Annotated in this window: 24 protein-coding genes; 13 read left to right on the forward strand and 11 right to left on the reverse strand. The window is 42.6% G+C overall.

Annotated features, from left to right (window positions below; all coding sequences use genetic code 11):
• Nucleotides 1-26: 26 nt before the first annotated feature.
• The 4 genes from ftsY (at nucleotide 27) to rpoH (ending at nucleotide 4,476) form a co-directional block, all read left to right on the forward strand.
• Nucleotides 27-1,721, forward strand: a complete 1,695-nt coding sequence (ftsY, locus tag SJ2017_RS01065; RefSeq protein ID WP_080914612.1) for a signal recognition particle-docking protein FtsY — start codon at nucleotides 27-29, stop codon at nucleotides 1,719-1,721.
• 6 nt (nucleotides 1,722-1,727) lie between these two features.
• A complete protein-coding gene (gene ftsE, locus SJ2017_RS01070; RefSeq protein WP_055025382.1) occupies nucleotides 1,728-2,420 on the forward strand; it encodes a cell division ATP-binding protein FtsE in 693 nt (230 codons plus the stop codon).
• On the forward strand, nucleotides 2,420-3,385 hold the full coding sequence (gene ftsX / locus SJ2017_RS01075; RefSeq protein ID WP_080914613.1) for a permease-like cell division protein FtsX: 966 nt from the start codon (nucleotides 2,420-2,422) through the stop codon (nucleotides 3,383-3,385). Before ftsE ends, ftsX begins: the two co-directional genes overlap by 1 nt.
• Before the next feature lie 227 nt (nucleotides 3,386-3,612).
• A complete protein-coding gene (gene rpoH / locus SJ2017_RS01080; RefSeq protein ID WP_055025380.1) occupies nucleotides 3,613-4,476 on the forward strand; it encodes an RNA polymerase sigma factor RpoH in 864 nt (287 codons plus the stop codon).
• A 79-nt stretch (nucleotides 4,477-4,555) separates the two neighbouring features.
• Here the strand turns inward: rpoH and menE are convergent, their stop codons facing one another.
• From menE to SJ2017_RS01105, 5 genes are all read right to left on the reverse strand, one after another.
• The gene (gene menE, locus SJ2017_RS01085; RefSeq protein ID WP_244899750.1) at nucleotides 4,556-6,055 is read right to left on the reverse strand and encodes an o-succinylbenzoate--CoA ligase; all 1,500 of its coding nucleotides are present in this window, start codon (nucleotides 6,053-6,055) and stop codon (nucleotides 4,556-4,558) included.
• A 48-nt stretch (nucleotides 6,056-6,103) separates the two neighbouring features.
• A complete protein-coding gene (gene menC / locus SJ2017_RS01090) occupies nucleotides 6,104-7,210 on the reverse strand; it encodes an o-succinylbenzoate synthase (protein WP_080914615.1) in 1,107 nt (368 codons plus the stop codon).
• A 72-nt stretch (nucleotides 7,211-7,282) separates the two neighbouring features.
• Nucleotides 7,283-8,053: a 2-succinyl-6-hydroxy-2,4-cyclohexadiene-1-carboxylate synthase gene (gene menH, locus SJ2017_RS01095; protein WP_167692873.1), complete on the reverse strand. Its 771-nt coding sequence runs from the start codon at nucleotides 8,051-8,053 to the stop codon at nucleotides 7,283-7,285.
• Nucleotides 8,053-9,780 (reverse strand): 2-succinyl-5-enolpyruvyl-6-hydroxy-3-cyclohexene-1-carboxylic-acid synthase, encoded by a 1,728-nt coding sequence (gene menD / locus SJ2017_RS01100; RefSeq protein ID WP_080914617.1) that lies wholly within the window; start codon nucleotides 9,778-9,780, stop codon nucleotides 8,053-8,055. Before menD ends, menH begins: the two co-directional genes overlap by 1 nt.
• Before the next feature lie 159 nt (nucleotides 9,781-9,939).
• Nucleotides 9,940-10,368, reverse strand: coding sequence for an Lrp/AsnC family transcriptional regulator (locus tag SJ2017_RS01105; protein WP_080914618.1), 429 nt, complete (start codon nucleotides 10,366-10,368; stop codon nucleotides 9,940-9,942).
• A 178-nt stretch (nucleotides 10,369-10,546) separates the two neighbouring features.
• Here SJ2017_RS01105 and yjeH point away from each other — a divergent pair, with 178 nt between their 5' ends.
• Entirely contained in the window at nucleotides 10,547-11,815 is a 1,269-nt protein-coding gene (gene yjeH, locus SJ2017_RS01110) for an L-methionine/branched-chain amino acid transporter (protein ID WP_080914619.1), read from the forward strand.
• 76 nt (nucleotides 11,816-11,891) lie between these two features.
• Here yjeH and SJ2017_RS01115 read toward each other — a convergent pair whose 3' ends face one another.
• Together SJ2017_RS01115 and SJ2017_RS01120 are read right to left on the reverse strand one after the other, a co-directional pair.
• Entirely contained in the window at nucleotides 11,892-12,341 is a 450-nt protein-coding gene (locus SJ2017_RS01115; RefSeq protein ID WP_055025375.1) for a tellurite resistance TerB family protein, read from the reverse strand.
• Nucleotides 12,342-12,469: 128 nt separating this feature from the next.
• On the reverse strand, nucleotides 12,470-12,997 hold the full coding sequence (locus tag SJ2017_RS01120) for a DUF2780 domain-containing protein (protein WP_055025374.1): 528 nt from the start codon (nucleotides 12,995-12,997) through the stop codon (nucleotides 12,470-12,472).
• A gap of 195 nt (nucleotides 12,998-13,192) precedes the next feature.
• Here SJ2017_RS01120 and SJ2017_RS01125 point away from each other — a divergent pair, with 195 nt between their 5' ends.
• Together SJ2017_RS01125 and SJ2017_RS01130 are read left to right on the forward strand one after the other, a co-directional pair.
• On the forward strand, nucleotides 13,193-13,924 hold the full coding sequence (locus SJ2017_RS01125) for a hypothetical protein (RefSeq protein WP_055025373.1): 732 nt from the start codon (nucleotides 13,193-13,195) through the stop codon (nucleotides 13,922-13,924).
• 31 nt (nucleotides 13,925-13,955) lie between these two features.
• On the forward strand, nucleotides 13,956-15,359 hold the full coding sequence (locus SJ2017_RS01130; RefSeq protein ID WP_055025372.1) for a tetratricopeptide repeat protein: 1,404 nt from the start codon (nucleotides 13,956-13,958) through the stop codon (nucleotides 15,357-15,359).
• Between the two features lie 168 nt (nucleotides 15,360-15,527).
• Here the strand turns inward: SJ2017_RS01130 and SJ2017_RS01135 are convergent, their stop codons facing one another.
• Together SJ2017_RS01135 and SJ2017_RS01140 are read right to left on the reverse strand one after the other, a co-directional pair.
• Nucleotides 15,528-15,875, reverse strand: coding sequence for an NfeD family protein (locus tag SJ2017_RS01135; RefSeq protein ID WP_055025371.1), 348 nt, complete (start codon nucleotides 15,873-15,875; stop codon nucleotides 15,528-15,530).
• Nucleotides 15,876-16,104: 229 nt separating this feature from the next.
• The gene (locus tag SJ2017_RS01140; RefSeq protein WP_080914620.1) at nucleotides 16,105-17,073 is read right to left on the reverse strand and encodes a LysR family transcriptional regulator; all 969 of its coding nucleotides are present in this window, start codon (nucleotides 17,071-17,073) and stop codon (nucleotides 16,105-16,107) included.
• 116 nt (nucleotides 17,074-17,189) lie between these two features.
• Here SJ2017_RS01140 and SJ2017_RS01145 point away from each other — a divergent pair, with 116 nt between their 5' ends.
• On the forward strand, nucleotides 17,190-18,398 hold the full coding sequence (locus tag SJ2017_RS01145) for a multidrug effflux MFS transporter (RefSeq protein ID WP_080914621.1): 1,209 nt from the start codon (nucleotides 17,190-17,192) through the stop codon (nucleotides 18,396-18,398).
• 65 nt (nucleotides 18,399-18,463) lie between these two features.
• Here SJ2017_RS01145 and SJ2017_RS01150 read toward each other — a convergent pair whose 3' ends face one another.
• Nucleotides 18,464-19,486 carry a putative porin gene (locus SJ2017_RS01150; protein ID WP_080914622.1) on the reverse strand — a complete coding sequence of 341 codons (1,023 nt, stop codon included), beginning with the start codon at nucleotides 19,484-19,486 and terminating at the stop codon, nucleotides 18,464-18,466.
• Between the two features lie 106 nt (nucleotides 19,487-19,592).
• Between SJ2017_RS01150 and SJ2017_RS01155 the strand changes: the two genes are divergently transcribed.
• Together SJ2017_RS01155 and SJ2017_RS01160 are read left to right on the forward strand one after the other, a co-directional pair.
• A complete protein-coding gene (locus SJ2017_RS01155; RefSeq protein WP_080914623.1) occupies nucleotides 19,593-20,195 on the forward strand; it encodes a tRNA-uridine aminocarboxypropyltransferase in 603 nt (200 codons plus the stop codon).
• A gap of 68 nt (nucleotides 20,196-20,263) precedes the next feature.
• Nucleotides 20,264-20,584, forward strand: a complete 321-nt coding sequence (locus SJ2017_RS01160) for a hypothetical protein (protein ID WP_174567616.1) — start codon at nucleotides 20,264-20,266, stop codon at nucleotides 20,582-20,584.
• A gap of 27 nt (nucleotides 20,585-20,611) precedes the next feature.
• Here SJ2017_RS01160 and SJ2017_RS01165 read toward each other — a convergent pair whose 3' ends face one another.
• Nucleotides 20,612-22,123, reverse strand: coding sequence for an ATP-binding cassette domain-containing protein (locus tag SJ2017_RS01165; protein WP_080914624.1), 1,512 nt, complete (start codon nucleotides 22,121-22,123; stop codon nucleotides 20,612-20,614).
• 191 nt (nucleotides 22,124-22,314) lie between these two features.
• Between SJ2017_RS01165 and SJ2017_RS01170 the strand changes: the two genes are divergently transcribed.
• The 3 genes from SJ2017_RS01170 to SJ2017_RS01180 all read left to right on the forward strand — a co-directional run bounded on the left by SJ2017_RS01170 (nucleotide 22,315) and on the right by SJ2017_RS01180 (nucleotide 26,473).
• The gene (locus SJ2017_RS01170; protein ID WP_174567599.1) at nucleotides 22,315-23,613 is read left to right on the forward strand and encodes an amidohydrolase; all 1,299 of its coding nucleotides are present in this window, start codon (nucleotides 22,315-22,317) and stop codon (nucleotides 23,611-23,613) included.
• Nucleotides 23,614-23,708: 95 nt separating this feature from the next.
• Nucleotides 23,709-25,034 carry a M16 family metallopeptidase gene (locus SJ2017_RS01175; protein WP_080914626.1) on the forward strand — a complete coding sequence of 442 codons (1,326 nt, stop codon included), beginning with the start codon at nucleotides 23,709-23,711 and terminating at the stop codon, nucleotides 25,032-25,034.
• The gene (locus SJ2017_RS01180) at nucleotides 25,031-26,473 is read left to right on the forward strand and encodes a M16 family metallopeptidase (protein ID WP_080914627.1); all 1,443 of its coding nucleotides are present in this window, start codon (nucleotides 25,031-25,033) and stop codon (nucleotides 26,471-26,473) included. Before SJ2017_RS01175 ends, SJ2017_RS01180 begins: the two co-directional genes overlap by 4 nt.
• Nucleotides 26,474-26,536: the final 63 nt, after the last annotated feature.

Below are 26,536 nucleotides of genomic sequence, written 5' to 3' on the forward strand. Positions count from 1 at the left end.
TAGCTCAATAAGCACTGGTAGTAGACATGGCAAAGAAAGGTTTTTTTTCGTGGTTTCGTAAAGACAAAACCAAAGAACAAGAGAAAGTAACAACCGAGAGCGCACAAGAGCAAATTGATACCAGTCATGCTGATCAGCAAGCGCAAGAACAGGAAGCAGCACGCCTTGCTGAAGAACAGCGTCTGCAACAAGAACATGAGCAAGCAGAGCTTGAGCAAGCCAAGCAGGAACAAGCGCGTCTAGAAGCCGAACGCGTTGAGCAAGAACGTCTTGAACAAGAACGTTTAGCTGCGGAACAACTTGCAGCAGAACAAGAAGCTGCTCGTATTGCTGAAGAACAGAGTCAGCAACAAGAACGTGAACAAGCCGCCCTTGAGCAAGCCAAGCAGGAACAAGCGCGCCTAGAAGCCGAACGCGTTGAGCAAGAACGCCTTCAACAAGAGCGCCTTGAGCAAGAACGTCTTGAACAAGAACGTTTAGCTGCGGAACAACTTGCTGAGGAACAAGAAGCTGCTCGTGTTGCTGAAGAACAGCGTCAGCAACAAGAACGTGAACAAGCCGCCCTTAAGCAAGCCAAGCAGGAACAAGCACGTCTAGAAGCCGAACGCGTTGAGCAAGAACGCCTTCAACAAGAGCGCCTTGAGCAAGAACGTTTAGCTGAGGAGCAACTTGCAGCAGAGCAAGTTGCAGCCGAACAAGAGGCGGCACGTATTGCTGAAGAAGAACGTTTAGCCGAAGAAGCGCAGCAAACTGATGCTGAACTCATTGATGAGCCGCAAGCAAAACCTGCTAAAGAAGGCTTATTTGCACGACTAAAGCGTGGCCTATTACGCACCAGTGAAAACATTGGTAGCGGATTTATGGGTATTTTCCGCGGGAAAAAAATTGATGACGAGTTATTTGAAGAACTCGAAGAGCAACTACTGATTGCAGATGTGGGCGTTGAAACCACGACTCGCCTAATCGATAGTTTGACAGAGAGTGCATCACGTAAACAGTTAAAAGATGCTGAAGCTTTATATGAGCTGATGCGTGATGAAATGCAAAAAATTCTCGATCCTGTTGCTATCCCTCTTGTACCTGAAAACAGTGACGGCCCTTATGTTATTTTAATGGTTGGTGTGAATGGTGTTGGTAAGACAACCACCATAGGTAAATTGGCAAAACAGTATCAAAAACAAGGCAAATCTGTCATGTTAGCTGCGGGCGATACATTCCGTGCAGCAGCTGTTGAGCAATTACAAGTATGGGGGCAGCGTAATGATATTCCGGTTGTTGCGCAACATACTGGTGCAGACAGCGCATCCGTGTTATTTGATGCATTGCAAGCGGCTAAAGCACGAAACGTTGATGTATTAATTGCAGATACCGCAGGACGTTTACAAAACAAAGGTCACTTGATGGAAGAACTGAAAAAAGTTGTTCGTGTCATGAAAAAATTAGACCCTAATGCACCGCATGAAGTGATGTTAACCTTAGATGCAAGTACAGGACAAAATGCCATTAGCCAAGCGCAATTATTCCAAGAAGCGGTTGGTGTAACGGGTATTACCATCAGTAAGTTAGACGGTACAGCAAAAGGCGGGGTTATTTTTGCCATTGCTGATAAGTTTACTATCCCAATCCGCCATATCGGTGTGGGTGAGCAAATTGATGATTTACGTACCTTTAATTCAAACGATTTTATCGAAGCATTATTTAGTCAAGACAAGGCAGAATAGTCATATATGATCCATTTTGAGCAAGTCAGTAAAATTTATCCAGGTGGCCAAAAAGCCTTGTCAGAAGTCAATTTTCGCCTGCATCAAGGTGAAATGGCGTTTTTAACCGGACATTCTGGCGCTGGTAAAAGTACCTTGCTCAAATTGATCACTGTGATTGAACGTGCGAGTGCAGGTAAAGTCTCAATTAATGGCCATGATATTGCTAAGTTAGGCAAAAAACATGTGCCATATCTTCGCCGTAATATCGGTATGATATTTCAAAACCATCACCTATTAATGGATAAAAGCGTATTTGATAACGTGGCTTTGCCTCTTGTTATTGAAGGCTTTTCTCATGGTGAAATTCGTAAGCGAGTTGCTGGTGCTTTAGATATGGTTGGTTTATACGGTAAAGAGCGCCATCTACCGGTCATGTTATCAGGCGGTGAGCAACAACGTGTCGGCATTGCCCGGGCGATTGTTAATAAACCGCCTTTATTACTTGCCGATGAACCAACGGGTAACTTAGATCCTAAGTTATCGATGGATATTTTGCGGTTATTTGAGACCTTTCATGATGCGGGAACAAGTGTGCTTATCGCAACCCATGACTTGGGCTTAATTGCTCGGATGAAATATCGCACCTTAACCCTACGCCAAGGCAAGATGCTAGGTGGTGATGAGATTTACACGACAGATACTCAGGGACAGGCGTAATGACAAATAAGGTGAGCATTACCGCAAGCAAACTACCGTTTACTGGTCGATTAGTGATGTTTTTCGTTCGTCATATTCAACAAGCGATGGCGAGTATTGGTGAGTTGTGGCGAAACCCTATTTCGTCAGTGATGACCATGGCAGTATTAGGGGTCAGTTTGAGCTTACCTGCGGCGCTGCAAGTCTTAGTAAAAAATGCAGAGAATATTACCCAATCGTGGAATAACGCTGCAGAAATTTCATTATTTATTAATGAAGGCCGAAGTGAGCAGTCCGTTCAAAGCCTAATTTCCCGTATAAAAGTGTACGCCGAAGTGGATGTGGTTGATTATATTAACCGAGACCAAGCACTAGAAGAGTTTCAACGTTTATCTGGTTTTGGCGAAGCATTATCTTATTTAGATTCAAACCCGTTACCTGCCGTGGTGGTGGTCACACCTTTAGCGCGCCATTCTAGCCCAGAAGGGGCAAGGCAGTTGCTGGCTAAGCTTGAGCAAGAGCCTGAAGTGAGCTTTGGCCGCTTAGATATTGAATGGCTAGAGCGTTTGCAAGCCATGGTTAGATTAATAGAGCGTACTGTTTTAGCCATAGCGGCCTTATTGGTTTTGGCAGTGGTATTGGTTATTGGTAATACGATTCGCCTGGCTATTATGAATCGCCGCACTGAAATTGAAGTGATGAAACTTGTCGGTGCGACAGAAGCGTTTATCCAGCGTCCCTTCCTTTATACAGGTATTTGGTATGGTGTAATCGGTGGCGTTTTGGCGTGGATTATTATCAATTTACTGGTTTGGTACCTTGACTCTGCACTTGCTGAACTACTGGGTTTGTATGGTAGTCAGTTGCAGATCCAATCTTTGAGTGTGGCTGAGTTAGTTAAGCTAGTACTGCTAGCTTCGTTCTTGGGGTGGTTGGGTTCATATTTGTCTGTTAGGCAACATCTTCGTGCAATTGAACCGTCTTAATAATTCTGTCGTATAGGCATGCTAGATTAAGACTATCGAAAAAATGAACATTTGTTCACTTGCATTTTCTTATGTTTCAGACGACTATCATTTAGCGCATATTTTATGTGCATTTCGGTGTTGAACCACTGTTGACATATCTTGTCTTATAATAGATAGTTCACCACTTACTTAAAATCTTTTAAGTAAAAAAAGTGTTAAAAACGCAGTAACTAGTAGGAGCTTTAATGGCCTTTCAATCGCAATCTATGTCACTCACTGTCCCTAGAGGAAGTAGCAGCTTAGAAGCATACATGCAATCAGTCACAGGCATCGAGATGCTTGGGGCAGAGGAAGAGCATGAGTTAGCTAAACGTTTGCAAGAAACTGGTGATCTACAAGCTGCGAAGAAATTAATTATGTCTCACTTGCGCTTTGTTGTGCATGTGGCGAAAGGTTATTCTGGTTATGGTTTGCCGCAAGCGGACCTTATCCAAGAAGGCAACATTGGTTTGATGAAAGCAGTAAAACGCTTTGATCCTGATGTTGGTGTGCGTTTGGTGTCTTTTGCTGTGCATTGGATTAAAGCGGAAATTCATGAGTACGTGCTTAAAAACTGGCGTATCGTGAAAGTTGCAACCACTAAAGCGCAACGTAAATTGTTCTTCAATATTCGTAAAACTAAAAAGCGCTTAGGCTGGTTTAGTGATGAAGAAGTTGGCATGGTTGCAGAGAATCTTGGTGTGTCTAAAAAAGACGTTACCGAAATGGAGTCGCGAATGGCGGCGCAAGATCCTGCATTTGACTTAACCAACGACAATGACGACGACAGCAGCGCTGATTTTGCTCCTGTTCATTACCTAGAAGATCACTCTTCTGATGTGGCATTAGAAGTTGAAAATGAAAACTGGGAATCAGATTCACAAGCTCGTTTATTCTCAGCGATTAAAACCCTTGATGAGCGAAGCCAGCATATTCTTCGTTCTCGCTGGTTAGATGACGATAAAACCACATTGCAAGAACTTGCAGCCACTTATCAAGTATCGGCTGAACGTATCAGACAGCTTGAAAAGAATGCAATGAACAAATTGAAATCTTGTATGGAAATCTAAGTTTATTAGTGATGCGACCAAGATGATTAAAACCTGCTCCGGCAGGTTTTTTTATGCCTTGAAAAGACTGAGTATGTCTTTAGTTGTTTATTTCATTCAAGTTGGCTTTAACCGCAGCAATGATCGCTTTTCGAGGAACTTTAAGGCTCGTAGTGATGACATTTTCAGGCCATGAATAATACTGGCGAGGACGTTTAAAACGTGCCACTTTCGCCAGGACATGTTGCTGTAACGATTCGATAATCTTTGCTGTAAGGGGCGAGTGTTTATCTGTTAACTGGATAATGGCAGCGGGTAATAAGCTAAACTGCGGGTCAGCTTGAGCAAATACCACTGCATCATTAACTAGAGGGTGCGACTTTAGCGCAGCTTCAATCTCCTCAGGGTGAATATTTTCGCCGCCACAGATAAACATATTATCAGTGCGTCCAAGCAAGTATAAATTGCCTTTTTCGTCCTGCTTTGCTCGGTCTTGAGTATTGAACCAACCTTGTGAATCCAGTGGCAATGTTAGTGATGCTTGGGTGATTGCTGCGTGTGAAGACTCATTTTTATCTGAGTCAGCCAAATAACCCAAGAATAGGCAGTCGCCTTTAACCCAAATGGTGTTATCGACGATGTTAAGTTGGCGATGCAATAATACTTGGCCGAGATGCCCCTGTGGATTGATAGCTGCCGTGGTGATTTGCGAACTCATCTCAGACATACCGTAACTGCAATAAGCATTAACTTGTTTGTCAGCAAGCGCTGAGACTAAATGAGGTTCTATAGCGCCACCACCTAATAATAAGGCTTTGACACTATCTAATGCGTGGGGATGTTGTGCAAGTAGCTTACTTAATTGCGCCGCAACCAGCGAAACGTGAGTCACTTTGCTTTCAATGATCTGTTGCCACAAAGCTTGGCTATCATTTAACACCACTGCTGCACCAGCAAGAGCGCATCGATTAATGATGGCTAAGCCACCAATATGAAATAGCGGCAAGGATAATAACCAGCTATCACCCTGTGCTAACGCGATGTTGTTAGCAGAACCTACTGCACTAGCAATGTGGTTTTCCAAGCAATGTACAACGGCTTTTGGCGCACCGCTAGAGCCAGAGGTCAAAATGATATTTAACGGTTTCTGGGGATTTATTTTAGGTATCGCGCCACCTAAAGCAGTGTTAGATAGCGAGATGGTAAGTTGTTGCTTGTTTACGACGCGATTATTGTCCGCTTTGTTATTGTGCTTAATGCTTGATTCATCCATAAATGAAGGTTCAAGCCATATCGCATCAATGTTAAAGCGTTGACATAATTGGTTAATTTGCTGTGCAGGAAAGCGTGGGGAAATGGGTAACAACACGGCACCCAAGTCAACACAAGCCCAATATAAGCAAACCACTTCGAGATTATTTTTGCTGACACAAGCGAGTCGGCTATGTTGTTTAATACCCTGAGTTTGCAACGTCTTAACTAGGTGGCAAACCATGGCACTGAGTTGCTGATAGGTTAACGAACCCACTGAACTTGATGCTTGCTTGATGGCGATAGCATTCGGTTGATTAAGGGCTGTTTGATGCAATGGAGAAATCATCTTCATACCTATTTTATGCTGCCTACTTTTGCTCAATAGCGACCAGAATTAACCTTGGTAGTGTTGAAGCAGTTGACATACTTCAAGGTTAAGTTGATTGTCTGAGTTCATTAATGGCTGAGTAAAACTGGCAAGTGTGTCAAGCCCAGGAATTTCGTCTGGTGTTAACACTGCAGCAAGTTTCGCAAGATCCCCAATCCCAAGATTGGCCTCTAAACTTGAACTTAAAATACACCGCACGCCATGGCTAGTAGCAAGGTTAATCAGCTGAACTAATTTATCAATATTACCGAGTACCATAGGTTTGATTATCAAGGCTGCTAGTCCTTCAAGCATTTCAAACTGGTAATGACCATCATTTAAGGTTTCATCAAGTGCAAAGGGGATATGTAGGCTTTGGTATACAAGTTGGCTTTGCTCGGGCGTTTTACAAGGCTCTTCGATGTACTCTATAGCTTGTTTCGGTAGGCAAGCTAAGAACTCAATAGCTTGCTCAACGCTAAAACCTTGATTGGCATCAAGGCGTAATTTCAGTTTTGGATTAATAGCTAAAATTTGATGAATAAATGCAATTTCTTGCTCGATACTTGCCTGAGCGACTTTAACTTTAATGGAATAAGTCCCTATGGGTAACGCATTAACTTGCTGCGTTAAGGTCTCAATACTGGTGTCGTCTTTATAATAAAATAGGCCAACTTTACGTTCATCAACATGGGCATATTGAAATTGTGATGACGATTTAAACTCGAGCAAACTTAACCCTAAACCTATAGATGCAAAGGGCGCTTGATTGGCAAGTTCATTCAGTGCCTTGATAGGTTGTCCTATCAGAGAAGGTAATTGTTGTTCAAGGTATGCAATGACCTGTGATAATGATTCAGGACTAAACCCAGTTAGCGGTTCACCTTGAATATCAATACCTGACAAAGGGGCTATTTCAACAAACTCTGGGGCGCAGTTATCAAATGTGGCACTAATGATTAGCCCTAAACGTTGATTAATTCGCTGACTGGCGACGGGCAGAGCCGGTTCAAGGTCAATTTTATATTGATGTATGCTCAGCTCTCGGATGCTTGCTTGCGCCACATTGTCAGTCGTTTCGCCAATTTGAGTAGAGCATGAATGGCTTAAAGGTTGTGGGGCATCAAAGTGCATAAAGCAAATATCCTATAAAGCGATGGCCACCTCGGTTAAGGTGGCTAAATTTCATTTACCGTTAAAGGTTAGCTAAGGATATAAAAGTTGTACTATCCTTGCGGCAAACATCTGTGGTTGGGCTTTATGGGTATTGTGGCCAGAATTCGGAATACTGATCACCGACATATCGATTTTTTCTTGCCACTTAAGCGCCAGTTTAGAAAACTTGCTATCTTGCTCACCCACCAACATGTATCTTGGGCAGTGTAATTGTTTCAACACTTTTTGGCCATTATCTTGTAAACCCAATGAAGTGCTTCTAAAGCAATGGAGTAGCGCTTGCGGATCATTTTTACTGCGTATACTAATCAGCTGCTCACGCGCGCTGTCTTGTAGATCTGCAAATACAGGCTGCTGATACCATTGGGCTAAAAAGTCAGTTATCGTCATATTATCGAGTTTATCTGCCCACTTTTGGTCATGTTTCAAACGAGCTTGTTTATCTCGAGTGGAACATAAGCCTAAATGGGCGGATTCTAGCATTAAACTTAGCAATGCTTGTGGGTGGAACTTCGCAATGTGCAAAGCAACACGCCCACCAAGAGAGTAACCCAGTAAATGAAACTGCGGGTAACCTAGCTTGATCACTTTATCGACAATGGTTTGAGCTAATACTTCAAAACCAGGAGAAGGTAATATTTGATCGTTTTCACCATGGCCTGGTAAATCGATACAGATACAATGAAAGTACTGGCTTAAAATGGGCAAGCTGGCTTGCCAATCTTCTTTTGAACCTAAAAAACCATGTAATAAAACCAGTGCAGGTAATGCTGTGTCACCGTAACGTTTAATGGTTGGCATTAGTGTTGTTTCACCCATTGTGCAATGAGCTTTATTTGATCGCTTGCCTGATTGGGGCCAACATTGACTTCAATTACAGAAGTCCCTGCATAAGCCATTGCATCAGTATAAACCTCATTAAAGCTAGATAAACAATCTACTTGGTTATAAGGCAAGCCAAACATGGCAGCGGCATAACCAAACTCCAGCCCGTGACTTAAACGGTAGAATTCATCTCTGACCGCTTCATTTGGCACAGGTAATAAATTAAAAATATTGCCGCCATCATTGTTGAGCACCACGATCACAAAAGGGTTTGTGATTTGTTTGCAGATAGCCAGCGAATTAAGGTCATGTAAACTGGATATATCACCAATTAACAAAGTACTAGGTTGTTGCGTGGCAAGGGCCATACCGCAGGATGTTGCAATTAATCCATCAATACCAGATGCACCACGATTGGTATAAATATGCGGTGTTTCACAGGTTATAGGAGAAAACATGTCGTATAAGCGCACCGGTAAACTATTTCCAATAAACCACTGGTGGTTTGAGGTCTGCGCTTTAGCAAGTTGACGTACAACTTGCGGCTCACCAAAACGACTTTGATCTATGTGCTGTGTGAACAGCGCCTCTAGTTGCTGGTTCATTTCAATTAAAGGTAAAGCCCAATTTGCTGAAGATGAACGGGGCCAAGGCGCGTTACATATGGCTGAAACACTGGCTTGCCAAATACGTTTAGATTGGTGGTTAGGATCGAGTCGTTGCTGATTGGGAAGTACTTGCCAATAACTGTGCCATTGATGTTGTGCAATAAAGCTAATAAGCCTTTTTGAGATAAATCGGCCGCCAAATACCAATAATCTATCTGCTTGCTCTACAAATTTGGTTGCTTTGGGGTGTAGCATCAATTGATCAATATGGCCGATAACACTTGGGTGTTGTCGTAATTGTGACTGCGCATCTGTGACGACTGGCCAGCCTAACTTTTGTGATAATTCAATGATGAGTGATGGATTATCATGAGGCGAAAGCGTACCCACTACAATGATGCCTTTGCCATGGACAAAACGCATCATGGTGTCTTCTGAGGGCAGGTTATTACAGGAAACCTGGCCATAGTCGGTATAAGGGTGGCAGTGATTTGCCCATTCTGAGATCGGTTGAGTATAAGATGCTGATGATGCTATCAGTGCTGGTAAACTCTCCAACTCGCTTGGGTAAAGTGGCTCACGATACATGCAATTAAAATGCACAGGTTGTTGAAGGTTAGCCACGGCTTCGTCAATTGTTGTTAAGAGTGTGTTTGGACTGATAGCGAGATCTGGCGTTGGCAAATTCACTTGCTTGGCATAATCAGCAAAAATAGCAGGTTGGATAATGGCTTGATTGGCACCGCAGCCAATAAGCTCAGGTGGCCTGTCTCCACTTAATACAATTAATGGAACTTGAGTTAACCATGCTTCAACGATGGCAGGGTATAAATTAGCAACAGCTGTGCCTGATGTTGTCACTATTGCAACTGGACTATTGCTGGATTTGGCAAGGCCTAGCGCCATAAAACCAAGTCCTCGCTCATCAAAATGCATGTGGCGTTCAAGTTTATGTTGCGCCGCCGCAGCTAGGGTTAAAGGCGTTGAGCGTGAGCCTGGTGCCATGCAAACGTGTTTTACGCCAAGCCGAGCTAGCTCTTCTAGGATTAACGCACCCCATAGTAAGTTAATGTCAGACGTAGGTTGTGTTTGCATAGTAATAAATACCCAATTAAAAGTGCCTGAAACCTAAGGTTTCAACATGGTTGTTTACGCTAAGTGTTAACCACAAACCTTACAGAATGTGAGTCACTGGCTTAATAAATGTTGGCTATTTTTATCAGTATAACCAATAAATTAATTATAAAATGTGCGTTACGCTTGATTGTTAATCCATTCGCTCATTACAACATGAGTTTTAATTTTGACAATATCGGCTTGCGCATCAATATACTCTCGAATTTCATGTAATCGCTTCATGGATGCCGCATTGACATACACCAATAAGTCCATTTCTCCGGTGATTCCTTGGCAAGTGATTACCTCTGGAATGACGTGGAAGACATGGACAACATCGGCGCAATTTGCCCGTTCATGCTGAATTTCAAAATAAGCGGAAACGCCTTCTTTTTGTGACTCGCTTAATAACACTTGATAGCCACGAATGATCCCTGATTGCTCGAGCTTTTTAATCCGCTCGGTTACAGCACTACGTGATAAGCTGACTGTCTCAGCGATATGAGAAATACTTTGGCGGGCATTGGCACGTAGTGCATTAATGATGAGTTGGTCGAATTTGTCCATGTGAAGTCTTACTCGCTTTAAAAGGCTGAACCGTTATAAGTGGGCCGCCATAATGTCGGTTTTTTGCATTAATTCCGACAATATGGTGGTTTAATCCATTATCTTGTGGGGTATTTACGGCAGTTTGTTTATCATTTTAATTTTATAATTCTTTCAAACTTCACCATAGAATAAGCCAATGAATCAAATTACAGGAACGATAGGGCGCTGGCAAGGTGCCGGGTTGATGGCCACCACTTTGCTAGGTACAGGGGTATTTATTTTGCCGCAAATGACCATTGCGGTGGCAAATAGTGGTGCATTATTGGCGTGGGCTATATTAACCATCGCCATTTTGCCTGTTGCGGTGGTGTTTGGGTTATTGGCTAGTCGCTTCCCACATGCCGCAGGGCCTGCCTATTTTATTGAGAAAGCTTATGGCACCACAGCAGGGCGCACAATAGGATTAATTTTCTTGTTTGTGATACCTATTGGGGCGCCAGCAGCGATTTTAATGACTTTCCAGTTTATGGATGCACTTGTGTCTATTACTGGCTGGGGGCAATTAGCGGCCGAACTCACCATTGTGGCGGTATTGTTACTGCTTAATTATCGCGGGATTCAAGTTTCGGCCAAGTTGCAATTTGCGTTAACGCTAGCCATTGTCGCTGTTGTTGCTGTGCTATTTGGTGCGAGTGGCACCAATGTCAGCCAAGTGGAATCTTTTGCAAGTATGGCTTCACCAGAAGCTTCTACAGTGATGTTAGCTATGGGGATCGGCTTTTGGAGCTTTTTGGGCATCGAAGCCATGACACATTTAGCCAATGATTTTAACGATCCTAAAAAGGATATGTTACCGGCTATGATGATAGGCACTGTCCTCGTTGGCGTGATTTACCTTATCTGTACTTTATTGCTGTTGATGGTGCCAAGTGATAAAGAAGGCTTAGCCATGATCCACGCATTCAATGTGTTATTAGGTGATATCACTTGGCAAGGCATGGGTGCACAAGTGATTGGAGTATTAGGTATTGCCAGTGGTTTGGCGACGGTCAATGTGTATTGTGCAAGTGCAGCGAGATTATTGTGGAGTTTCAGTAAAGAAGGGGTGCTGCCAAGTTATTTTAGCCAGCTTAATGGCTATGGCGTGCCATTACGTGCGTTGAACACTATTTTGACCATCATGGCATTGGTCATCACCTTAACCTTTGTGACAGAGCAAAAGCTTGAAGATCTTATTGCATGGAGTAATGGTGTGTTTGTGATTATTTATCTGCTGACCATGCTATCGGCAGTAAAATTGCTCAGCAAACGTTATTTGCCATTGATTATTGGTGGTAGTGTATTTTGTATTGGCGTGGGCATCGCCTTAGCTGAAAATATGCTGTATTCATTTATTCTACTGGTGGTGATAGCGCCGTTTATGTATTGGCAGAAACAGCATCAAGCTCGCAAACAGTTGGCGTAGTATTCCCTAGGTTACCAAAACAAAAAACAGCGCTTAATGCGCTGTTTTTCTATGACTAAATTATGCAAAAACCGAGTTAGCGTTGCTCCATGGCAATATTACGCATTTGAATGACTTCACTATGCTTTAAATACAGCAAATCTGCAGTTCGGCGAATGATTTGATCTTCGTTTCGGCACAATTTGCCATCAGAGTATGCCAGCTTCCACATACACAGTAGCAGCTTTTGCTTTTGCTCAATTGAGCATTGAGCATTAATTTCGGCGGTGAACTCAAATAACGACGTTGCGTTACCTTGAACTAATTTGGCCTCGTCAATTAATGCATTTGCTTCAGCTGAACTGATATTTAAGCTGTGACTAATCATGCTTGGGAGCATGGCGACTTCTTGCTCATCGAGCGTCTCATCTGCATACATGACTTCAAGCAGTAAACTCACTGCGGCTAATTTTAGCTGTTGCGCTTGCTCTTCAGGGGTCACTGCTTGAGCATGGGATTGTAAAAACTGTTTCAGTTTCGCGATCATTTTGCCTCCTACACGCCAGCTAATGAGCGCATTTAATGGGAAATCTATATTGATTAAGCTTAACAGAGACAATAATGCCGAGCGAATTGCTCGGCATTAAATTATGTTAATCCTAAATGCTGTTTGGCTTATAGCAATGAATTAACACCTTTCATCAGCAAATCGACTGTACCTTCGCTGCCGTTAGTCTCTAAATATGATTTAGCGATATCGACCATAGGCGCTACGTATTCTTTTTTGATACCAAGTTGTTCAAATGCATCATAAACCATAGCTGCGCCTTCAAATGACTGACCTAAGTCACCCGCCTGGGATAATAACCCTGACATACCAGAATCTGAAGATAGCTCAGGTACTGCTGCGAGTAATGCATCGGCTCCAGGAATACTGTTTGATAGCTGGCTGAAATCAGAACCGCCTAGGTTTGATTGCGCTAGGCTTAAAAGCGTGCCTAACCCGCCTTCAGCTTGTTCTTGGCTTAACCCGAGTTGTGACATGACATTACCAACTAAGTCAGTAGATTGAGTAGCCGCAGTGTCTACTTGTTCTACTTTCTTTTCATCGCTTCCAAATACACTGTCTAACCAACTTGCCTGTGCTGGTGAAGTTACGGCAAACATCGCTATTAGAAGACTTACTGCAGGGCTTAATTTCATCATGGCCATCCTGTGGTTTTGTTGAATGATTAAAGGTGAGGTATCGATATTCTGTCACCATTTTAACGTTATTCACAAAAATGTGACAATTGATTTGATTAACTTCTATTAAGCTTCAATATCAATTGTGCAAAAACACTGTTTTTTCGGTATCCTTAGCAGCATATTTGTCTTATTTAGATTATTGGAAATCCCATGTCATTGTCTGCAATTTTGACTGAAGCATATAATTTCTTTCGTAACCATATTGCACAGCTTGCTTCGCTTACTGTGCCACTACTGTTAATTCAAGTAATGATCCAAGTGTGGTTAGGAACAGAACTCGCAGCGCAAGCTGAAGTAGAAATCCCACAGTTTGGCGCTATTCATGGTGCAGCCATGATGGCGTTACTGTTAATTTTTTCATTATTGATTGCCGCGCTAACCTTGTATTTAGAGGTTCGTTCACGAGGTCATGATGTGACCCCTGGTTTAGTGCTTAAAAACAGCTTTACCTTTGTGCCACCATTACTACTCGCAGGGGTATTCTCTGGTTTAGCCATTTTGGCACCTGTTATGTTATTTGCCGTGTTTGGGCCATTTTGGATTATTGGATTAAGTATTAGTTTCTACTTGTTTGCTCGCCTTGCATACGTCAACTTTATGGTTATCGTAGAACGTGTATCACCGCTTGAAGCCATTAAAAGTAGCTTTAAGTTTTCATCACCAATCGTATTGAAAACTATGCTTATTTTAATGTTATATCTGCCACTTTCTATGGTAGGTGGTATCGTGTTGCAGTTAACAGAATTCGGTGGTTTCCCACTACGCATTATTATTGATACCTTGTTCGCATTTTTAGGACTTTTCGTTAACGTTGCCTTATTTAGATTGTATATGGTTAACCGTACGACAGATGATAGTGAATCAGATACCACAGAAATCTAAATGCGAGTAATCATGCTAAGGAGCCACGCCAGTGTTAAATGATATTGAATTTATTGGCGGCTTCTCAGCTGACATCGTAGACGATTACACCAAAGCCAAAAGCTACGTTAGAGATATTCCAACACAGGCTTTGGTGTTCGTTCGTAGTTTTACCCATCAAGTCACCTCGCTATTAGCCGATAAACATTCCGTTAAATTTAATAGCCCAAACTTATATGACCGCATCGAGCAATTGAATCGAATGCGTTTTATTGATGTACCAACCACACGTGCACTGCACCGATTACGCAGCGACGGTAACCGTGGTGCTCATCCAGAAAAATATCATTTAACGCAAGAGCAGCTTGTCTCACTGGCTGAGAAAACCATCAAGAATATCTTGTCGTTAATTACCTTGCTGTATCCAAAAGTACACCGTAAAAAAGCGCCTGAGTATCAGTTTGAAGCCTTTGATTCATATGTGGGGCGTGAGCTGTGCTATCAAGCTGTGATGCACAACGATCCGCAGGCTCAGTACCTGGTGGGTATGTCGCTTAAATCAAAAGCGTTAATGCAACAAGAGCAAGAGCAATCACTTGAGCAAGATGCCGAAAATCAAGTTGAGTCAGTTGGCACATTTAAGCAAGCGGCTAATTGGTTTGAGCTGGCTTCAGACAAGCATCAACAAGCCTTATTTGAGCATGGCGTTGCTTTACTGCATGGCTACAGTGGTGAAAAAAATGCCTTAGCTGGCGAGATAGCTATTGAACGTGCTGCAGAAGCTGGCGTCATAGAAGCGAAAGCTCTATTAGGCTTCTTTTTCTTGGTTGGTAGTGAAAACTTTGCAGTGGATTTAGCGGTAGCGGCGAATTGGTTAGAGCAAGCTGCATTAGCTGAAAACACTGAAGCGATGTCAAACCTAGGCGTTTTGTATTATCAGCAACAACAGCTTGATAAGGCTTTTGAATGGATTAATAAAGCGGCTCAAGCGGGTTATCCTCATGCTCAATATCATCTTGCCTTGATGTTATTTAATGGTGAAGGCTGTGAAGCAAATCCAAATGCCAGTGAACATTGGCTGGCAGAGGCGGCCGAGCAAGGTCAATTAGACGCCATGTTTACCCGAGCCCAGCATATGCTTAATGATGATTCAGGTTTAGGGGCAGATGTGTGTTTAGCAGAGCGATATTTGCGAGATGTGATTAACTATGGCCGCAGTGTTCCTGCAATGATAGAGCTAAGTGTCGCGCTTGCTGATGGTGTATTTAAACGCATTGATGTGGTTGAATCGGCGTCATTGCTTAAACTAGCCAAACAATATGCTAATGATGAACAAGCTGAGATTATCGAACCGATTTGGCAATCGCTTCAAATTCAAATTGATAATGTGATCGCGCTTAAACCTAGTGAAGAAGAGCTGAAATCTTTGATTCATGCACAAGGGATCTTGGCTTAGTTATGTTTTATTAGCCATATTCTATTTGTCATCAGGTAAAGTGAATTTTCAAAATCTGAGATTTTTTACACGCAACTATCAACTTCTTGAATGAAGAAACAAAAACACCGCCAAATGGCGGTGTTTTTGGTTGAGTCATGACTCATGTGTGACAAGCTAACAAACGTATTAATCAGGTTGATGGTCGAAGGTGCGACCGCTGCGTTGCCTGTGGTTGCCTGTTTGCTTAAACATATCTGATTGGTAAACCGAACGTTCACGTTGGATGTTCGGATCGCCTCGATAAACCTCATCTGGTGCTTGTTGACCGAAAATTGGCTGCATCTTTGGGGCTAGGTACTTGCGCCCAAGTAGGTTTAACCCGATAAAGCTAACAACGGCAAACACAATTAAAAATGGCAATAAAACAATCGACATCAAGCCAATAGCGATAATCGATAGTAGTGCAAAAATAGGATTCATGGTGCCAACTTTTTGTTTCAGTTGGGCTTGATTTATAAACTGGTTAAAATTCATTAATATTCCTCAATATACTGGCTAGACACGAATCAAAAGGCGATGGAAACGTCTCTAGAATGGCTGGTTAAACTCGAAGCCGTAGAATTTGTATATTAATAATGCAATGGAACAGCTATTAACGTCACGTTAAACCTGGTTAATGTTTGTTAGCTAAGGTTACGGGTTTGGGGCTGCAAGCATTAAGTCATTGGTTTTAATCAGTATCGTTTATTTGAATCTAGGAAAATTAAACATCGCTTTGATTCACGGCTTTCGCCACACTTTCACAAATAATATTCCGTAGCCATAAATGTCCAGGTGCTTGACTGTTACGTTCATGCCATAACAACACATAAGCCATTGGCATAAATTCAAATGGCAAGGGGACTTGTACCAAAGGGTAGAGTTTAACCGCGTGGCGGGCAAAGCTCGATGGTAAGGTAAAGATTAAATCGCTGTACGCGCAAATACTGGCAGCGCCATAAAAATCGGGCACTGTGGTGCTGATACGACGATGTAAGTTTTGTTCTGCTAGGTGATAATCTAGCGCCCACCAATCATTGCCTTCGCAGCGCACTTGCACATGTGACATTGTGAGGTAGTTTGCCAAATTCCATTGCGGGCTTTGTATTATTGCTAGCATGGGGTGATCTTGGCGAACCAAGCATACTTGCTTATCTTTAAATAGGGTTTGATGCTCGATACCGTCTGGTAGTTGCTCAATTTTTAAATCGGCTTGAGGGTGAGTGTCACGACCTGCAATACCAAAATCAATTTGTCCTAACTGTAAATCTTGCATCGACTTTTCGGTCCAAACATACGAGTCGAGTTTGACGTTAGGGGCATCATGTAACAATGTGCCGATAAAATACGGTAGCAAAGTTTCGTAAGCACTTTCGACCATGGAAAATGAAAAATGTTGATTACTGCTTGCAGGCTCAAAAGTTGGTGGTTGGGTGAGCTGATGCAATGTCTGTAATATTTGTGGCAATTGCTCGCCTAATTGAATGGCATGCGCGGTAGGTTTAAGTCCGTGTGCGGTTCGCTGAAATAATGGATCATCTAAGGTTGAACGTAAGCGATTGAGACTTTTACTCAATGCTGACTGGCTTAAGTGCAAGCGGCTGGCGGCGCGCGTGACGCTTTGTTCTTCAAGTAAGACTTGAAGAATGACCAATAGGTTGAGATCAATTTTAGCCAGATTATCAATATTCATATGATATTCCTCTAGGGAAATTTACTTAGGAAATCATACCATTTCTATTCATACCATGAGTAGTCTAAAATGCGCGCCTAAATCAATACTCGAAATTAAGAAAGAGACTAGAACAAATGAGACGTAACCTGCTACCCACCTTGATGTTTATGGTGCTATTAAGCCCATTGGCCATCGATATCTACTTGCCTTCTATGCCAACGATGGCGATAGAGTATGGTGTGAGTGGTAGCCAAGTTCAGTCGACATTAGTGCTGTTTTTGTTTGCGATGGGCTTAGGTCAAATCCTGATTGGTCCTTTAGCAGATCGTTTTGGGCGCCGTCCTATCGCATTATTTGGTATCGTCCTTTATGGCGTTAGCAGTCTTATTGGCGCAATGGCACAAGAGTTTGAAGTGCTACAATTAGCTCGAGTTTTACAAGGGTTAGCAGCTTGTTCAACCTCAATTGTAGTATTCAGTGCGGTACGTGATTGCTATAGCAGCAAAGAAAGCGTCAAAATGTACAGTTATTTGAAAGGCGCTATTTGTGTTATTCCTGCTTTGGCACCAACACTAGGTGGCTTACTCGCGCTGCAATTTGGTTGGCGATCTACATTTATTTTTATGGCACTGTACGCCATTATCGTGCTCGCAATTGTCCTCATTAAATTCCCAGAAACTCGTCCAGAAAACACCGATACCAGTGGCCCTTTATATCGTTGGGCACGTTATAAGCCAGTGCTAAGCGATCCGCATTTTATGTTTTATGCGAGTACTTGTATGGTGGCTATGGCTTCTATTGTCACGTACGTATCGTATTCACCTATGTGGCTGATTGGCGAGTTAGGGGTAAGTGAACTTGAGTTTAGTGGCTTATTTGGCTTAAATGCTGCGGTAAATATTGCTGCGTGTTTTGCCGCGCCAGTGTTGGTTAAGCATATTGGCAATCGCCCAGCAGTTATTGCTGCACTCGCAATGATGTTGTTAGCTGCTGTTATTGAAGTCGTCATGCAGTTAGCTGGACCTGAAACAGGTCTTGCAGCAGGGTTTGCCTTCATGTTGCCAATGATGTTGTTATGCATTGGTTTTGCAGTATTACTTGGCCCTGCAACGTCAATGGCTTTATCTGCTTTCGGTGAAAGAGCGGGTACTGCAGCAGCCATGTTAGGCTGTATTCAAATGAGTGGTGCATCTGTGTTAGCGGGCTTAATTCAGATGACTGACATCAGCGCTCCTTATGCCGTAGCCTTCTTAATGGGTGGTTTATCGTTAGTATTGCTATTAATCATGTCGATAAAAAGTTTAAGCCATTTGCATATGGAGCAAGTACAGCCAGAGCATTAATGGTTAAAGTCTGAATTAAATACCAATGCCGCTGGAGGTTATTCAGCGGCATTGTTGTTTTGGTTCTAGAAACGAGCGTTAATCGCGATACCGAAACTGGTATCTGAATCGCTATCAATAAAAAGCTGCTCTATTGAAGCTCTAGCGGAAATGTATTTAGAGAACTTCCAGAAATAGCTGGTATTAACTGTATAAACATTAAAGCTATCATCACTAATATAGCCACTCGTGTCGCTGATAAAGCCTTCTGGACTTTGGCTTGAATATGAGAAAGTGCTTTTACTATCATAGTTTAGATATTTATAGCTAGCACCAACAGACCAAGCATTTGTAATGTACCAGTCTGCATCGATAATTAACGTCGTCTCCTCATGTTTCCCTTTATTACTTGACTCAATCATTTGTGGAATTAAATCATCAGTTCCGTTAACAGTATACGTAGTGTATGCACTGTGAGACTTCGACTTAATTTCGGCATAGGTCACTAGTGCAGTTAGCATTAAACCAGACGTTTTTTCAAAAGGTAAGTAATGCTCGTATTTGGCGGCTATGGCATCGTAATCTTCTGAACTTTGAGAATTGTATGAATCATACCAAGCGTGATTGGAGTTTGAATAAGTGTTGGAGTGTGAGTAAGTTAAGTATGACAACGTAACTTTAGCGTATGGATTGAAATAGTAGCCAGCATTGATTTCATAGGTATCTTCATCACTAGAATCAAACCATTCACGCTCTTGTGTTACTAGGGAGTAAGCACCGCCAATAAAAAAGCGAGAATCGAAAATATATTCACCACTAAGTGCATAAAGGTCTTGGTGATCTGTTGTAGCGTAACGAGCTGAAACAACAGATGACTGGCTTAAATACGGTGCAAGTTCAAGAGGGACATCGGTTTGGTCTACGCCTTGAAAAAAATAACTATATGTAGCGCTTGCTAAACCGTCTGAGCTTTCACTGGTGTCAAGAAACCCAATTTCGGCTTGGTGATGAAAGCTACTTTCTGAACTTGATGGAGAGGTATCTGCTGCAAAAGAGGCGCAGCTTGCAAGGTAAAGTATCACCGAAAGTGATATTTTATTGATAGTCATAATTCTTCCCTGAGTTAAAATATATCCTAAACATAGGCTTAATTAGCAAATGTTATTTAAGTAACATTACATATAATTTCTTTTATTACAACAGGCTATAATTTTAATGAGCAGAGCTTTTTGCCAAAAATGTGCTTATCCACAGTCGGCGTGCGTGTGTAGCAGCGTGAAAACAGTGAAGGTCAAAACCGAAGTGATTGTGCTGCAGCACCCTTCAGAGGTTGAGCATGCTAAAAATACGGTTAAGTTATTGTGCTTAACCTTACCAGAGACTCAAGTTGTGGTAGGGGAAACAGCAGAAGACTTTGCTGAGCTGCAAGTGTATCTGCAACAAGCCAGCAAGCCTGTATATTTAGTCTATCCAAGCGAAACAAGCCAACGTGCTTCAGAGTCAAATTCACCTGAAGATTGTATTATTTTATTGATTGATGGCACTTGGCGAAAAGCCTTCAAAATGCTGCAGCTTAATCCTTGGTTACTTGATTTGCCGGCATTGCATATTGAGTTTGAAGGTGTGTCACAATATCGCATTCGTAAAGCGAAACGAAGTGATAGCTTGTCGACGCTTGAAGCGACAGCATATATGCTGCAAGCCATTAATCCGACATTGGATATAGCGCCAATGTTTGCAGCCTTTGATGCGATGGTGCAACATAAGCTAGATGCCATGCCGCCAGCTGTGCGTGCTCGTTATGATCAAGAACAATAACAAGGAAGATATACCGCATGTTGAATCAAACGCGATTGGGTAACACATATTTCATTGCTGTCACGGTAATGGCAATCTTGAGTGCGATCAGTTCATGGCACGTGAGCGCAAGTGAAAAGCCTAGGCTGACATTATCTCAAAAAGCGGATCAAGGGCGAATTGACTCCAAAAAGACTGAGCAAGAACAGTTAGAAAAAGCTCGTAAAGCAGCAAGTGATACCCAAAATCGTGAGCAAGAAGTCTTAGCTCGTCAAGAGTCTGGTGAGTGGGAAAAAGAGCAGATAAAAAAGTCTCAAGCACAATTTAATGAGCGTGAATCTCGTGCCGACAAATACCTGCGAGAAGCAAAAGAAGCTGCCGCGAAAGAACGAAAAATTGAAGAGAAATAGCCTCCAGCAGTTAGCGCTGTTAGCAGATTACTCACTAATCACTGCTCGGTAACCTTCACCATTTTCTTTGGCCACAAATGTTAAATAGTGGTCAATGCTATCGATACTGTCTTCATGATAATGGGATACAAACAATAACTGGCTCAGGTTCTCTTTGGCGATCAGCTCAAGGGTCTTTTTAACTAAACGTATTCCCAAGTAATCTAAGCCTTGATAAGGCTCATCTAAAATCAGTAGCGTAGGCTGCTTAACGAGTGCTCGAGCAATCAGTAATAATCGTTGTTGGCTATAGTCTAATTGCTTTATCGGTGTATTGGCGTACTCAATCATGTGCAGCATGATGAGCCAGTCTTTTGCGACAGCTTTCTGGTCAGCACTGGCTTGCTGATATAAGCCTATCGAGTCATAAAAACCTGATAAAATCACATCTGTCGCGCTGCAATTTATCCGATATTGTAAGTGGAGTGCTGAAGACACCATGCCAATATGCTGTTTAATTTCCCATATGGTTTCGCCGGTGCCTCTTTTTTTGCCAAAAATATGAATATCATTGCTATAGCATTGAGGGTGGTCGCCAAATATTAACCCTAACAAGGTGCTCTTACCGCAACCATTTGGGCCTTTAATTTGCCAGTGTTGGCCGTTATCAATTCGCCAATTCACATCGGTAAAAATCGTTTTATCGCTATAGGCAACTTTGCCATTTTTAAGTTCAAAAACCGGATTGTTAAAATGACTCTGGTGGCGATGTCGTTGCATTGTCGCCAACATTAATTCGCTTTGTACCTGAGTTTGTGAGGTTATTTGGGCGATGACAGGGTGCTGCTCCCAATCGTGTTTGTTCATCTTTCTGTCTAACTTTCCGTGGCTGAAAATAGCAATGTTATCTATCCACTTGGGTTGATCTTCTTCTCTTGAAAACACCAGTAACATCGGGATTGGTAATTGGCTTAAATAGTAAGATAATGCATCTCGATGTTGAATATCTAACCCTGAAAATGGATTATCAAGCACTAAAAAGTCTGGCTGACTGGCGATGGCAATTGCCAGCATGACTCGTCGTGTTTCCCCTGTCGATAATTCTCGAAACCCTTGCTCTTGTAGTGAGTGTAGATCTAGCTTTGTCAGTAGTGCATCAATTGGCTCGGGGTTATTGGTTTGTCTGCTACCCGCTGCGGGCAGTGCTTGTTTTATCAGTTCGATGACTTTAGTGCCTGTGTCGACAATATCTTGAAAATCTGTGTCGTCACTTTCAAGCTCTAAGGCTAATAACCTTTGCTGCTCGGTTAATGAAACTTGGGCAATGCGATGCGCCGATATACTCATGTCACCTGACAACACCTCAATATCTTTGGGTTGGTTAGTCAGTTTGTTATCAAATAATGCAGCGGATTGCTGGCAAAGCAGATCGCCTAGTATGGATCCAATATCACCATGAGCACTAAACACTCCCCACGACTGGTTGTGAATATGCCAATCGGCAATATCCAGTGTCAGAGAGTGACTCAATGCAGTGAATTGATTAAATTTGATATCCATTAGCAAATGTCCTTGTGTTGCAACCACTGGCGAAAGGGTAACGATTCGCACAGGTCAATCGTACAGAAGTTCACTAAGTAAACAAATCGAAACAATTTCTTAGGTTCTCCTTTAACAAAATATTTAACAACTCGAGTCAGACCTTGTAGATTGGAATGCTACAAAAAATGATAATAACCATGGATGATAATATGCGCCTCTCTACTTTAGCCTTATGTGTTGCGACACTGTCAGGCACGTTTGCTCCTGCCGTTTTTGCCAATACCCCTGATGCAGCTAAATTGACTGCGAATGTTGAACAAAAAGTCATTGAGTGGCGCCGGGATTTACATCAGCATCCTGAGCTATCTAATCGAGAATTTAGAACCAGTAAAGTGATTGCTCAACATCTAGAATCATTAGGTTTAGAAGTACAAACTGGTGTGGCTCACACAGGCGTTGTAGCGATTTTAAAAGGGGCAAAACCTGGGCCATTAATTGGTATTCGTGCTGATATGGACGCATTGCCTGTCACTGAAGTGGTGGACTTACCTTTTGCCTCAAAAGCCACAGATACTTATCGCGGTCAAACTGTAGGCGTGATGCATGCATGTGGTCATGATACCCATGTGGCGATGTTAATGGGCGTGGCCGAAAACCTTGTTAATGCTAAAGATAGCCTTGCTGGTGACGTGATGTTTATCTTTCAACCGGCAGAAGAGGGAGCGCCTGCAGGCGAAGAAGGCGGCGCTGAACTCATGCTCAAAGAAGGCTTATTTGCCAAGCGTAAACCTGAGCAAGTGTTTGGCATGCATGTGACTTCAAGTTTACCTACGGGGGTTATTGGCCTTCGTTCAGGCCCCGCGATGGCATCAGAAGATTCATTCACTATTACCGTTAAAGGTCGTCAAACCCATGGATCTCGTCCTTGGGGCGGAGTGGATCCTATTGTGGCATCTGCGCAAATTATTAATAGCGTGCAAACCATTATTAGCCGTCAAGTTGATGTTACCAAAGCGCCAGCGGTCGTTAGCTTTGGTGCCATTAATGGTGGTATTCGCTCAAACATTATTCCTGATGAGGTAGAGCTTATCGGAACGATACGTACTTTCGATCAAGATATGCGAGCAGATATTAAAGTTAAGCTTGCCGAAATTGCAGAATTATCAGCTAAAACCCTTGGGGCAACTGCCACAACAGAAATTGATGCTGGTTATCCTGTGACAGTAAACAATCCTGAATTAGTCGCTAAAATGCGCCCTGTCATTCGCAGTGTTGTAGGCGAGGATAACTTAATTGAGCCAGGGCTGATTACTGGCGCTGAAGACTTTTCTTATTACGCATTAGAAACCCCAGGTTTGTTTTATTTTCTGGGGGTCACCCCAGCAGGCAAAGATCCTGCAACAGTGGCCAGCAACCATTCACCGGCGTTTTATGTGGATGAGTCTGCATTAAAAGTTGGTGTGCAAACCATGACACAATTGGCGTTAACGGCCTTAAGCGCTAAGTAATAAAACGAATTACCTGACAAGTAACAATCTTGTGTCAGTTAACAAAGACCATGAAAGATATCGTCGCTGTGACGGATGATTAAAAGGAAACCAACATGAAACGCAGAATGACCGCGTTATTGGTATTACTCAGCGCTTGGGTTAGCGTAGCGCAAGCTACCACTCAAGAAGATGTAAATACTTTTACGTTAGATAATGGCATGAAAATTATGGTGCTAGAAGACAGCAGCATACCCAATGCCAATATGTATCTATTTTGGAAAGTCGGTTCACGTAATGAAGTGCCAGGGATTACCGGTATTTCACACTTCTTTGAGCATATGATGTTTAACGGTTCAAAAAAGTATGGTCCGAAAATGTTTGACCGAACGATGGAAGCTGCTGGTGGTGCTAACAATGCCTACACCACTGAAGACATAACCGTGTATACCGATTGGTTTCCTGCCAATGCATTAGAGACCATTTTCGACTTAGAAGCCGATCGTATCGCCAACTTAGATATAGACCCTGAAATGGTCGAAAGTGAACGTGGCGTAGTGCAATCTGAGCGAACCACTGGCCTAGAGAACTCTAACTGGCGCACCATTCAAGAGGAAGTTAAAGGTGTGGCATTTAGAGCGCATCCTTATAGCTGGTCAGTGATTGGTCATGAGTCAGATATCGCAGCTTGGAGTTTAGAAGATTTACAGCAATACCATAAAACTTATTATGCACCCAATAATGCCGTCGTGGTGATTGCTGGGGATGTGAATGTTGCTGAAGTCAAAAAGCTGGCCAAACAATACTTTGGCGTCATTCCTGCGCAAACGCCACCTCAAGCTGTGCGCACTGTAGAGCCACTTCAAAAAGGCGAGCGTCGCGTGTTTGTGGAAAAAGCGTCAGTGAGTACGCCAAACGTGATGTTGGCGTACCACGTACCCTCGACAAAACATGAAGATTATTATGCACTTGATTTGCTAAATACCATTTTTAGTGAAGGTAATAGCTCTCGTTTATATCAAGGGCTAGTTGACAAACAAGTTGCATCAAACGTGGTGTCTTATCTGCCATTATCATTTGATCCTAACCTGTTTTATTTTCTTGGTGTGGCAAATGCGGGAGTCGATGCGGAGCAACTTGAAGTCAACATGATTGCGGAAATTAACCGTATTAGCACTGAAGGGGTGACTCAACAAGAGCTTGAAAAAGTTAAAAATATCAAACTGATGAATTTCTATCGTACGATGCAAACCATTAATGGTCGTGCCAATACCTTAGGCCGTTACGAGCTGTATTTTGGCAGTTATGACAAACTATTCAGTGCCCCAGAGGCATATAACAAAGTCACAATAGAAGACATTCAACGTGTGGCGCAAACCTATTTACGTAAGGCCAATCGCACCGTGGGCGTGTTAGCTGCAACAGAAGGAGCTGACCTATGATGTCATTAGCAGGATTTACCTCAAAACGTACGCTTACAGCCATGGCGCTGGCATGCTCACTAGCCTTAACAGGGTGTGCAAGTACTACAGGCACCAGTAAAACGGTTGATACTGGCAGCTTTAGCATGCCGCAATACGAATCAATGACCTTAGATAATGGCCTAAAAGTGAACTTTATGGTGCAGTCTGAAGTGCCGATTATTAACATCAATGCGGTTGTCAGAGCTGGTGCTGTTAATGACACTACCTCGGGCGTGTCATATATGACTGCTAAGAGTTTATTATTAGGTGCTGGTGGCAAATCGAAGGCGGAAATTGAGCAAACCATTGATTTTCTTGGTGCAAGTTTAAAGACAGCTTCAGGGCGTGAAAGCTCGCAAATTGATGCTGACTTTATGAGTAAGGATCTCGATACCGTACTTGCGATAATGCAAGATGTGTTGATGTCACCAGACTTTGATAGCGCTGAATTTGAAAAATTAAGACAGCGTGAAATAGTGGGATTATCGCAAGCAAAAGAAAGCCCCCGCGCGGTTATTGGCCGTTACTACACTAAAATGGTATTTGGACAGCACCCTTACGCTAACCCAACAACGGGTAACAGCGTTTCGTTAGCTGAGATTAATATTGCACAATTACGTGCTTTCCATAAAAGCTATTATCAGCCAAGTAACATGGCCATTAATGTTGTCGGTGACTTTGACCCAGCCCAAATGAAGGCAAAGCTAACTCAAGCTTTTGGTCGCTGGCAGGGAACTGAAAAAGCCGTCCAACCTGATTTATCACAGGGATTACCGTCACTCAATGCTAGCCGAGTATTGTTAGTTGATAAACCTGATGCGATTGAAACAACATTTGTTTTTGGTGGTTTAGGTATTCGCCGTGATAACCCTGATTATGTAGGGCTAACGGTAGTCAACACCATTTTAGGTGGCCGTTTTACTTCATGGTTAAACGATGAGTTAAGGGTCAACGCTGGATTAACTTATGGCGCTCGTTCTGGCTTTAATCCTTTTTCTGATTCTGGGGTTTTCCAAGTCAGCACCTTTACCAAAACCAGTACGACTAAAGAGGCCATGGACTTAGCGTTAAAAACCTATGCGCGTTTATGGGAACAAGGGATAGATCAGCAAACCTTAGATTCAGCTAAAGCCTACGTAAAAGGCCAATACCCGCCTAAATTTGAAACAGGTGGTCAGCTAGCTGAGCTAATGGCAGATATGTATATCTATAAATTTGATGATTCTTTCATCAATGAGTTTCAAGCCAAAGTCGACGGCTTAACCCTTGAAGATACTCAGCGTTTAATAAGCACCTATTTCCCTCAAGACAATTTGCAGTTTGTGTTGATTGGTAATGCTGCTAAGGTTGCTGATATTGCTAAAGAATATGGTGAAGTCACGCAGATTAATATGACGGACGTGGGCTTCGGTCAATAACATTCATCTCGTCTACTTTTGATTGTAAATGCCTTTCTTATTTGAGAAAGGCATTTTTTATTG

Origin of the sequence: Shewanella japonica (assembly GCF_002075795.1) — a bacterium.
Taxonomy (GTDB): domain Bacteria; phylum Pseudomonadota; class Gammaproteobacteria; order Enterobacterales; family Shewanellaceae; genus Shewanella; species Shewanella japonica.